Source organism: Endozoicomonas sp. SESOKO1, assembly GCF_024606265.1.
Taxonomy (GTDB): Bacteria; Pseudomonadota; Gammaproteobacteria; order Pseudomonadales; family Endozoicomonadaceae; genus Endozoicomonas.
The window spans coordinates 1-10349 of record NZ_JAHHPP010000341.1 but is presented as its reverse complement, the minus strand read 5'-3'; the positions used below and the strand labels follow the sequence as shown (position 1 = coordinate 10349).

General features: G+C 50.4%; 11 protein-coding genes. 9 read left to right on the top strand and 2 right to left on the bottom strand.

Annotated elements, in window-relative coordinates; genetic code table 11:
- Window positions 1-266: 266 nt before the first annotated feature.
- Genes sctN through sctU form a run of 8 tightly spaced genes read left to right on the top strand, consistent with a single transcriptional unit; the run spans window position 267 to window position 6697 of the window.
- A complete protein-coding gene (gene sctN / locus KDK13_RS15365) occupies window positions 267-1610 on the top strand; it encodes a type III secretion system ATPase SctN (RefSeq protein ID WP_257285855.1) in 1344 nt (447 codons plus the stop codon).
- A 4-nt stretch (window positions 1611-1614) separates the two neighbouring features.
- Window positions 1615-2118: a type III secretion protein gene (locus tag KDK13_RS15360; RefSeq protein WP_257285854.1), complete on the top strand. Its 504-nt coding sequence runs from the start codon at window positions 1615-1617 to the stop codon at window positions 2116-2118.
- A gap of 12 nt (window positions 2119-2130) precedes the next feature.
- Window positions 2131-2877, top strand: a complete 747-nt coding sequence (locus tag KDK13_RS15355) for a type III secretion HpaP family protein (protein ID WP_257285853.1) — start codon at window positions 2131-2133, stop codon at window positions 2875-2877.
- Window positions 2878-2887: 10 nt separating this feature from the next.
- Window positions 2888-3859: a type III secretion system cytoplasmic ring protein SctQ gene (gene sctQ, locus KDK13_RS15350; protein ID WP_257285852.1), complete on the top strand. Its 972-nt coding sequence runs from the start codon at window positions 2888-2890 to the stop codon at window positions 3857-3859.
- 58 nt (window positions 3860-3917) lie between these two features.
- Entirely contained in the window at window positions 3918-4586 is a 669-nt protein-coding gene (gene sctR, locus KDK13_RS15345) for a type III secretion system export apparatus subunit SctR (RefSeq protein ID WP_257285851.1), read from the top strand.
- The gene (gene sctS / locus KDK13_RS15340) at window positions 4579-4842 is read left to right on the top strand and encodes a type III secretion system export apparatus subunit SctS (protein WP_257285850.1); all 264 of its coding nucleotides are present in this window, start codon (window positions 4579-4581) and stop codon (window positions 4840-4842) included. Before sctR ends, sctS begins: the two co-directional genes overlap by 8 nt.
- Before the next feature lie 2 nt (window positions 4843-4844).
- Window positions 4845-5636, top strand: coding sequence for a type III secretion system export apparatus subunit SctT (gene sctT, locus KDK13_RS15335; RefSeq protein ID WP_257285849.1), 792 nt, complete (start codon window positions 4845-4847; stop codon window positions 5634-5636).
- Window positions 5633-6697 (top strand): type III secretion system export apparatus subunit SctU, encoded by a 1065-nt coding sequence (gene sctU / locus KDK13_RS15330; protein WP_257285848.1) that lies wholly within the window; start codon window positions 5633-5635, stop codon window positions 6695-6697. Before sctT ends, sctU begins: the two co-directional genes overlap by 4 nt.
- Window positions 6698-6765: 68 nt before the next feature.
- Here sctU and KDK13_RS15325 read toward each other — a convergent pair whose 3' ends face one another.
- Window positions 6766-8124 carry an ankyrin repeat domain-containing protein gene (locus tag KDK13_RS15325; RefSeq protein ID WP_257285847.1) on the bottom strand — a complete coding sequence of 453 codons (1359 nt, stop codon included), beginning with the start codon at window positions 8122-8124 and terminating at the stop codon, window positions 6766-6768.
- 208 nt (window positions 8125-8332) lie between these two features.
- Complete coding sequence (locus KDK13_RS15320; protein ID WP_257285846.1) at window positions 8333-9151, bottom strand: ankyrin repeat domain-containing protein; 819 nt, start codon at window positions 9149-9151, stop codon at window positions 8333-8335.
- Between the two features lie 249 nt (window positions 9152-9400).
- On the opposite strand from KDK13_RS15320, the gene KDK13_RS15315 reads away from it, so the two are divergent.
- Window positions 9401-10120, top strand: a complete 720-nt coding sequence (locus KDK13_RS15315) for a hypothetical protein (protein WP_257285845.1) — start codon at window positions 9401-9403, stop codon at window positions 10118-10120.
- Window positions 10121-10349 lie beyond the last annotated feature (229 nt).

Below are 10349 nucleotides of genomic sequence, written 5' to 3'. Positions count from 1 at the left end.
CCCCTCTACCTGAATTTATTTTATCAGCACCATTTCAGCTCGAAACCATCAGGCCGAAAGAGAAGTAGAAGCCTGTAATGGAATCAGGGAATCCTTTATCCAGTTTTCAGCCAAGCACGGAGTAGAACAACTATACTCTGCCGCATCTGGATAATGACTCTATGCCGTCAGTGCAGGAAGTACTGAATTCTCAAAGTGCACCTTGAGGCATATAGATCAGAAGGATCTCGATGGTGGCACATCCAAAAAAAAATGGAGGCATCAAGTTGGCTCAAACTTTCAATTATCTCACCAATGCGCTGCAGAGTACCGTGGAAAGCGGCAGGCTGATTGATATCCGTGGTCGTGTTACTGAAGTTCAGGGAATGATCATCAAAGCGGCAGTGCCTGGCGTCAAAATCGGTGAGCTCTGCGAGCTGGTATCCCCCAACAATCCTGATGACAGTGACCGGAACTCCTACGCTGAAGTGGTCGGTTTCCAGGGACACGAGACGGTACTATCCCCCCTGGGTGAAATTATGGGGATCTCCTCCACCACTGAAGTGATCCCAACCGGCAAAGTTCATCACGTGGCCGTTGGTCCTCACCTGCTGGGGCATGTGCTGGATGGTATGGGCAATCCGTTAAATCCTGACGCATTTAATGGCATTGAGCCTGAAGCTCATTATCCGGTGTATACCGATGCCCCCGACCCGATGACCCGAAGAATTATTGACCACCCCATTCCCCTGGGCGTTAAAGCCATTGATGGCGTTCTAACCTGTGGTGAAGGGCAAAGAATGGGTATTTTTGCGGCTGCCGGTGGTGGTAAGAGTACCCTGCTGTCCATGCTGGTTAAGGGAGCAGAAGTGGATGTCACCGTGCTTGCCCTGATCGGTGAACGGGGACGGGAACTGCGGGAGTTTATTGAGCACGACCTTGGGCCGGAAGGGGTTAAGAAGTCCGTTATTATTGTGGCGACCTCCGACAAGTCCTCCATGGAGCGTTCCAAGGCCGCCTACACAGCCACAGCCGTTGCCGAGTATTTTCGTGATAAAGGTAAACGGGTCCTTCTGCTGATGGATTCTGTCACCCGTTTTGCCCGTGCCCAGCGTGAAATTGGACTGGCGGCTGGAGAACCACCGACCCGCCGTGGCTTCCCCCCTTCGGTGTTTGCCACCCTTCCCAAGCTGATGGAACGGACCGGGATGTCAGATGTAGGCTCTATCACGGCACTCTATACCGTACTGGTTGAAGGGGATGACATGACTGAGCCGGTAGCGGATGAAACCCGCTCGATTCTTGACGGTCATATTATTCTTTCCCGCAAGCTGGCTGCATCCGGGCACTACCCGGCGATTGATGTGCTGGCCAGTGCCAGCCGTGTCATGAATGCCATTACCACCGAAGACCATCGTGCGGCAGTCAGTCGAGCGAGAGCCCTGATGTCCAAATATGAAGATATTGAGTTGCTGGTAAAAGTCGGCGAATACAAACAGGGTGCTGACCCACTGGCCGACGAGGCCATTCAGAAAATTGAAACCATCCGGTCTTTTCTCAAGCAGAGAACGGATGAGCTGATGCCCCTCGACCAGACAATTGCCCAACTACAGCAAATCGTAGGTTACTGAAAAGATGCTGCATGATCTGCTGAAGGTTAAAAACATCCGGGAACAGTCTGCTGAACGTGAGGTCAAACGCTGTCAGCATGAGCTGGACCTCGCCCATCAGGAGGTCGAACGACGCAAGCAGGAAGTGGCACAACGTCAACAGGATCTGGAAGAGTATATTGTATGGCGCAGTCAAGAAGAGCAGCGGTTATACGATAATATTATGAACACCAGTATTCAGCAGCATGATCTGGACCTGCTGAAGCAGAAAGTTGCCCTGTTACGAGAGAAAGATGCCTCTCTGGAACAGGCCATTGCCGATGCAGAACAACGGGTGGCAGAAGCAGAACAACAGGTAGTCAAGGCAGAGCAGGTACTTGAAGCAGCGAAACAGGCTCACTATAAGGCCAAGCTGGCTGTTGAGAAGTTTGAAGAGTTCTGCAAGGTACAGGATGAAGAGGCTGAGAAAGAGGCCAAACGTCTTGAAGACCTGGAAATGGAAGAATTTACCGTTAAATCCAAGGAATAGGAGTTAATCATCATGTCAACAGGCGTGAATCCAACTGGCAACACTCAGCCAACTCCACCCCCTCAGCAGAATAATGCTAATCAGCAAAGCAGCAAAGTATCCGAGAAGCAGGCTAACGACTTTGCTGATCGCATGACAAAAGAGAATCGGGACAAAGCGAAAAAGGCAGGAAGCGATAAGGAACAAAGCCTGGAAAGCCTGCTGGCCGAGCAGAACAAAAGCTCTAAAGAGGCTATCAAGGGGCGCCAGGAAAAAGGTTCTCGTGATGAGAATGGTGAGAATATGTTCCAGAATGCCCGCGATGGCTCTGAGCATGCAATGGTCAATAACGCTCAGAACCCGATTAAAGCCGATGCCCAGCTTCGTGAGATCCAACAGGCCAGTAGCGTAAAAGAAATTGATGCCGCACTTCAGAAGCTGGCTGACCAGATACAGGTGTCTGCCAAGGATGCGGTGAATGGCGCAGAGGTGCGCATCTCCCTGAAGGACAATGTGCTTCCGGGAACCGAGATCAGAATCCAGAGACACGGCGGCGAGCTGACCGTCACCATGAATACCACATCAGCAGAAGCCGGCAATTTTCTGGCCCAGCATGAAGCCAGTTTGCAGAAAATGCTGGCGGAGCGATTCTCCAACGACAAGGTTCAGGTCAATATCAATATGTCAGGTGGCGATAACCAGGACAGTGATGGTCGCTCCCGTAACCAGTATGTGGCAGAAGATAACGACCAGAACACTTCCAGAAACAACCGGGCATAGGCGCTAGACCATGGCAGCAGAAACTCTTGATCTACCCTCTGTCTCACCGTCGCAGCTGCTGCTTGGCCAAATCCTCAGCAACCGCCAGACAGAGTTTGCACTGCCGGTCAATGAGGACCAGTGGGACATTTCGCTCAGCTGTATTGCCGGTGAAAATATGCCTGCCATCTGTATGCATCTCGAAATAAATCACCAACCGGTCTCCCTGTACACCGGCAGTGCATTGATCGACCTCCTCATGCCGGACCACCTGAACAGCCGGATACTGCTGAAACTGCCAAAAGACTTGATGCTGGCTGCCCTGGAAAGCAGGCTGCAGACCCTGCTGGACCATCTGATGCAGGGGCTTGGGATTTCCATCAGGTTCTTTGACATGACACCTAATACCGATAAATCCAGGCGTGCAGAACTGGCAATGAATATCCGGATAGGCGGTACCCAGTACCCTATTTACCTGGAAAGCACGCCCATTGTTTTTGAGCTGCTCAAACTACTGCCTGCTCATATCCGTGAGCAATCCACCGATATACCTGTTTGGGCAGGCCTTGAACTTGGACGGGCAAAACTGTCCAAAGAGGAAACCAGCGGGCTGGGAGTCGGTGACATTGTATTTTTTCACTACCACGTCACCGGGCAGCAGCTGATTATCAGAATGGGCCCGGATACCGCGTTCGTCGGGGAAGCCGAGGGTTCTCAAATCACCATCAAGCACAGGATGGACTCAATGGAAGACGATCAAATGCCTTATGAACAGGAGCCTATCGACCTGTCCGATATTGGGATTGACCTTTTATTTGAAGTAGGGCGACAACAGTTCACTGCACAGGAAGTTCAGTCTCTTCAGCCTGGTCATGTGTTCGAGCTGGATCGTCCTATCGAACAACCGGTTAAAGTTCGCGCCGGCGGCAAATTGATTGCCGAGTGCCAGCTGGTACAAATCAATAATCGACTGGGTGCACGTATTACCAGAATTGTCGACTGACCACCTTAACTAAACGATAAAGTCTCTTGTTGCTACCCTGAGACTGGAAAAGGCGACTATGGAAAGCGGCGCAATTACTCTCACCAGTCCATTTTATCTGATGATCCCACTGGCGCTGATGGCGCTGGTGCCCTTTCTGGCAGTGATGGGTACATCATTCCTGAAACTGGTAGTGGTTTTTTCCATCCTCAGAAACGCTACCGGTCTGCAGCAGATTCCTCCCAATATCGCCATGAACGCCCTGGCCATTATCCTGACGCTTTACATCATGGCGCCGGTAGGTTTTGAAGCCTGGGATATCGTGCAGGAGGAGAATATCAGCTTTCAGAACGAAGACAGTCAACAACTGATGAGTGATATCGAGCTGCTGATAGCCCCCTACCGGGACTTCCTGAAAAAAAATACCACAGAGCGGGAAAGAAACTTCTTTCTGAAAAGCGCAAGAATCTTGTGGCCAAAGGCGTACCAGGCACAACTGAGCCCAGATGACCTGGTGGTTCTGATGCCGTCTTACTGTATCAGTGAACTGACCAAGGCCTTCGAGATTGGTTTTCTACTCTATTTGCCGTTTATCATTATTGACCTGATCGTCTCTAACATCCTTCTGGCCATGGGTATGATGATGGTGTCACCGATGACCATATCCCTGCCCTTCAAGCTCTTGCTGTTCGTACTGCTGGATGGCTGGACCCGTCTCATCCACGGACTGGTGCTGAGCTATGCATGACCCGCATATATTGACACTCACGGCTCAGTCACTCTGGCTGACACTGTTGCTGTCCATGCCTCCTATCATTGCAGCATCGGTGGTTGGCCTGCTCATCAGTTTGATTCAGGCACTGACCCAGATTCAGGAACAGACCCTGCCGTTTGCGTTCAAGCTCGTCGCGGTCATTATCAGTATATTCCTGACATCCCGCTGGATGGGCATCGAGATTTATAACTTCTCACTGGCCATCATGGAAATGCTACAAAGGCTCTGACCATGCTCCTGCCCATTGACGATCTGAAAGAGTGGTTTTACATACTGTCAATGGGGATGCCCCGCATCGTTGCCCTGTTTACGGTTCTGCCAATGCTGCACAAGCGAAACCTTGGCGGGGCCATGATACGTAACGGCATCTGCATGTGCCTGGTGCTGTTCATGCACCCCATGCTGTCTGAGGCCAAACCGGACGAAGCGCTGTCAATCTATGACACCGGCGGCATCGTTATCAAGGAAGCCTTTATCGGTGCCATCATGGGTTTTGTGCTGGCGATTCCCTTCTGGGCACTAGAGGCTGCCGGTTTTTTTATTGATAACCAGCGGGGTGCGTCCATGGCCAGTACCCTGAATCCATTTTCCGGCGCAGAAACCTCGCCCATGGGCATCCTGTTCAGCCAGGCACTTATTGCCATGGTCATGAGCAGCGGGCTGTTTCTCTTGATACTGGAAAGCGTGATGCTCACCTATCAAGTCTGGCCGGTATTCAGCTACTTCCCGAACATCAACCAGGAAGCGGTGACGTTTTTCCTGGGCCAGTTTGACCTGATTATCCAACTGTCCATGTGGCTCTCTGCGCCGGTCATTATCTGTATGTTCATTACCGAATTTGGCATTGCCCTGATCAGCCGGGCGGCTCCCCAACTGAACGTGTTCATCCTGGCCATGCCCATTAAATCCGCCGTTGCCCTGGCCATTCTGGTGGTTTACATGGCGACTATTCTGGAACTGTCCCACAAATACATGATGGGAATCCCCGAGATGTTTGAATCATTGGGAGTGATCTGGAAATGAGTGCCGAGAAAACCGAAGAACCCACCCCCAAAAAACTCCGCGACGCGCGGGAAAAAGGTCAGGTTGCCAAAAGTAAAGAGGTATCCGGCACCTTTAACCTGATCGCCGTATTGGCATTACTCTGGTACATGAGCGACACCTTTATCGATAAGTTCAAGCAGATGGTGCTGTTTCCTACATTGAGCTACAACGAGCCATTTGAGGTCTCTTTTAAAATAGTGACCCACGGCCTTCTTAATATGACCATGGAACTGCTGATCCCCCTGGTCGCCGTCTCCATGGTGTCGGCGATTATCGGCAATGTCATGCAGTTTGGCCTGCTGTTTGCGCCTGAAGGCATCAAACCGGATATTCAAAAAATCAGCCCGGTTGGCGGGTTGAAAAAGATTTTCGCCATGAAAAACCTGGTCGAGTTTTTCAAGTCGGTGATTAAAATTCTTTTTCTGTCATTTGTTGTGTACTACGTCATCTACAGCAGTGTGGGCGATATGGTCGATATGCCCTATTGCGGCAGTTCATGCATATTACCCTTTGCCGCCCATCTGATAAAAAAGCTGCTGCTCTACGCAATAGTCGCTTTCGTTATTATTGCGGTTCTCGACTATATGTTTGAACGTTACAACTTTATGAAACAGAACCGGATGAGCAAGGATGAAGTCAAGCGGGAACACAAAGAGAGTGAAGGTAGCCCGGAGATCAAGGGCAAGCGTAAGGAGATCCATCAGGAAATACTGAACCAGGCGGAAAACACCGGCAAGTCTGATGTTGTTATTAAAAACCCGACCCACCTGGCCATTGGATTACAGTACCGTCAAGGTAAGACGCCACTGCCCATTGTCACGGTTAAAGGTCGTGGTGGCCATGCCCGGTTCATTATCAAGATTGCTGAAAAAGAAGGCATTCCGGTGCTTGAAAACGTGCCTCTGGCCCATGCCCTGTTTCATTTGAACATTGCCGATTTCATTCCCGGCGAACTGATTGAGCCCGTCGCTGAAGTATTCCGCTGGGTGCAGGAAATCAAAGAGCAGGAAAACGAAGGTGAGTCACCCGGCGAGGGATGATGCGCAGCACCATTTGAGAAGGTATTTCATAAAAAGCGCTGCTAAATATCAGTCACTGCAATTTCATGTCATCCTGACTGGTATTTTTTTCCCTCCCTTGCCATAGCACTCACCAGCAGTTCGGCAACCTCAGAATGCCCGTTCCGGGTTGCCACCATAATGGAATTAGAGCCATTGTCCAAACAGGCATTGACATCAGCGCCGTGGTTGATCAACAGCTCAGTGATTTTCAGGTGGCCTGTCGTGGATGCCAAAATCAGGGCGGTGGTACCATTTTTCATAACGGCATTGACCTCAGCGTTACTGTCGATCAGCTGCCGTAAAATCCCCAGATGCCCGTTCTGGGCTGCCAACATCACGGCCCTGGCGCCACCATCCAGACCGGCATTGACGTCAGCTCCCCTGTTGAGCAGCACCCCGGCGACCTCAAACTGACCGTTCTGGGCAGCAAGCATCAGGGCAGTGAAACCATCCTCCATCATCGCATTGACCTCAGCGCCGTTATCTATCAACAGGTCGACAACCTGCCAGTGCCCGTTCTGGGCGGCAAACATCAGCGCTGTGGCGCCACTGTCCATAACGGCATCGGCCCTGGCACCCTTGGCGATCAACAGCCTGGCAACCTCCCACTGCCCAGAAGTAGCTGCCGCCATCAGGGCAATGTCCATTGCGCCATTGAGCACAGCGCCATGCTCGATCAGCAGCCCGACGATATTCGTGTGCCCGTTCCGGGCTGCATACATCAAGGCTGTGGAACCATCTGCCATAGCGGCATTGACATCAGCGCCAAGGTCGATCAGCATCCGGACGATCTCCCATTGCCCGTTCTGGCAGGCAAACATCAGGGCTGTGAAGCCATCAGCCATAGCGGCATCGATTTCAGCACCTCTGTCGACCAACAGTCTGGCAACCTGCAGGTGCCCGTGCTCGGATGCCATCATCAGGGCAGTGAAGCCAACGCCTTTACCAGCATTAACCTCTGCACCACAATCCATCAGCAGCTCGGCAACTTCCCGTTGGCCGCTCTGGGCTGCAAACATAAGCGCTGTAATGCCATCAATACCGATATTGACGTTAACTCCCTGGCACAAACGGGTACTTACCACCGGCAGGCAACCACAACCACAGGCGGAATAAAATGACGGATCGGGGAAGTATGGATCCGTGTAACACTTGCTGCCAGGCTCATTCACCAGGGGCATCGGATCTTTCTGACAAATTGTGCACTTGCGCTCGCCGATAAGCTGTCGGGAAAAATCCCTGGAAATACTGTTCAAATCAAGGCGGTGCCCGCACTGGGTAATGACATACACTGGCTCCACGTCATTACCTTGAAAGGAGGCATGACCAGAAGAACCAGGAACCTTGTCCGGTACCTCGGTGACCGCTATGGGGGCGGATGAAGAACAACCGGCAGTAACATCCATAAAGCAAATACCTGTATCGAATCAATTAGCTGTTAGCCCCCATTTTGACCTATGGGTCAGAATTCAGTCCCCGTCAGAAGTGAACGTTATCTTCGGAACGTCAACTGTCTTCAGGCCTATTCAGGCACAAGCCACTGAGTACTGGCTGTCGCTCTTGCACTACAGCCACCAGCCGTTTTTTTTCCAGCCACTAATTCCTGTAAATAGTTCATAAGGCACCAATGAATTTAAAAAAATCCCTGAGGTTGTCAGGCAAGCTTTCTGCCGGTTGGTTCAACCTCTCAGGATAATCATTAAACAATGAGACGTATGCCGTGATCTGCAGGACAGGTAGCGCAAAAACCAATTGATTCAGCTCTGCAACTGACTCTGGTCTGGGAGTGTGGCCGACATGGGCCTCACAATATTTTTCCCAAAAGAAATACACGGCAAGCCGAAGAATACGGTGATCTTCGAGCACGTCACCAAATGCCTGGTAATCATCCCGTAGGTTAGCACCATAACTGAGCAGCAGTACCAGCCGGGATAATTTGTCCGTCTCCCGCAAACTATAATCACCACTGCTCAAGGATGTGAAACGGGGACGGAACCGGTATAAATTTGGGTCTGCCCCAAGTTTCAGTAACAGTAAAACGGTTTCCAGAGAACCGAAATTCAAGGCATAAAATAGTGGTGGCTCATCACAGTCACCACTCTTGTTAAGGTCATGCCCATGTTCGACCAGTTCTGCAATTTTTTCATTCGCCCCATTGGTAATGTAACTGTAGATATCGACTACTTCTGGCTCATGGGGGTATCGATGCCAGCACTGTAGAGAAAGTGATTCATTTGCCTCTCCCTGTGAAGAACGGCATACGTATTCTGAATGGCCTGAACATTCAATCTTGCGTTCCCTCAGGGGCATGGCGCTAAACTGGCCGTACAGCCCAGTACCTGACCGGGAATAATCTGTGGCTTCAATCGACAATGCCCCGGGGGGGTCAGGTAGCCCCTGTGCAAAAACCGGCAGGGCGGCACGATTGATCATGCTTTCATACTCACGATTAGGTAGCGATTGGGCAACAGAAATCCTGATTTAGCGTAACTGACAACGTTGACAACAGAAAAGTTCCTGGGAATTTCTATTCCTGCAGAAACCGGAATTACTGGCTATCTTCTGTTGATGCTCTTTTGGTGAATTGCTTTGATGGATTGCTTTGCTGGGTTTCTGGAACCAATTTGAAAATCCATTCAGGAATCATCATTTTTTGAATCAATATTTTATCAGGAGGTTCAAGTGTCCAGAGTCATTCAATTATGTCTTATTGGCATGTTTACCGTCTTTGTCACTGTTCAGTCATGCCTTGGTGAAGCAGAGACTGACTCCCATAAAAGTAAACCAGCCCCTGCACAAATAACATCAACGATACCCGCCCAGGATGCATCACTGTCGGAAGCTGACAAAGAAACGCTTAAAGCTACTGTCCTCGATATGATTCGAACCCTGAATACTTTTGACTTTGATGCGTTCGCCAGTTTTTTTGCAGAAGACTCATTAAAACTGTTGAAGCATCAGGTGCAACGCTATCACTCAAGTCACTTGTTTGAGATTATCTTTCCTGAAGGACGGGTAAAGGCCAATGAACTTACCCCACGAGATTTTTTTGTGCGAATCATTTCCAAATCAAAATTCAATGTTGGTATTTCCCGGGCCTACGAAATTAATTTAACCCCGAAATTTCGCATGCGGGCAGATGATGACGGAGAAATAGTAACGGTATTAACGATCTTCCCAGAGTCATACTCAGGCTATCAAACCCGAAGTGAGGCGTTCACATTCAGGAAACTGGGGTACCAGTGGACTCCTGAAGTTCCGGACTTTATTCTCAGCGACTTTAAATATGACCTGACCCGGAATTTTGCCCGCCAACGCACTTTCTACCCACTCTATCCGGTAATGGATTCTTTCAACATTATGCTGGGTACCTTTGACATGCTCCCACTACCAAGCCGTTAAGCGGCTATGGATGAGGGCTTCGTTCGACCCGTGTCGAGAATACCAACACCTCTCGCTGTAGAACCTGCAATGACAGGGCAATCTACAGGGGAACCCTTTACCAAACCCGTCGTAAAGCATCGCCTAATCGGGCCGGGCCCCGCAGGCGGTGATATAAGTGCGCCGTGTAAACGATGTATTGGAGTGCCACAAACGTGGCTGAGATTGCTGGTATATCTCATACCTACTG

Excerpts from the sequence above, each read along its gene's own strand:
- KDK13_RS15360 (WP_257285854.1), top strand. The coding sequence starts at position 1,615 with ATGCTGCATGATCTGCTGAAGGTTAAAAACATCCGGGAACAGTCTGCT.
- KDK13_RS15320 (WP_257285846.1), bottom strand. The coding sequence starts at position 9,151 with ATGATCAATCGTGCCGCCCTGCCGGTTTTTGCACAGGGGCTACCTGAC.
- sctR (WP_257285851.1), top strand. The coding sequence starts at position 3,918 with ATGGAAAGCGGCGCAATTACTCTCACCAGTCCATTTTATCTGATGATC.
- sctQ (WP_257285852.1), top strand. The coding sequence starts at position 2,888 with ATGGCAGCAGAAACTCTTGATCTACCCTCTGTCTCACCGTCGCAGCTG.
- KDK13_RS15355 (WP_257285853.1), top strand. The coding sequence starts at position 2,131 with ATGTCAACAGGCGTGAATCCAACTGGCAACACTCAGCCAACTCCACCC.
- sctU (WP_257285848.1), top strand. The coding sequence starts at position 5,633 with ATGAGTGCCGAGAAAACCGAAGAACCCACCCCCAAAAAACTCCGCGAC.
- sctS (WP_257285850.1), top strand. The coding sequence starts at position 4,579 with ATGCATGACCCGCATATATTGACACTCACGGCTCAGTCACTCTGGCTG.
- KDK13_RS15325 (WP_257285847.1), bottom strand. The coding sequence starts at position 8,124 with ATGGATGTTACTGCCGGTTGTTCTTCATCCGCCCCCATAGCGGTCACC.
- sctT (WP_257285849.1), top strand. The coding sequence starts at position 4,845 with ATGCTCCTGCCCATTGACGATCTGAAAGAGTGGTTTTACATACTGTCA.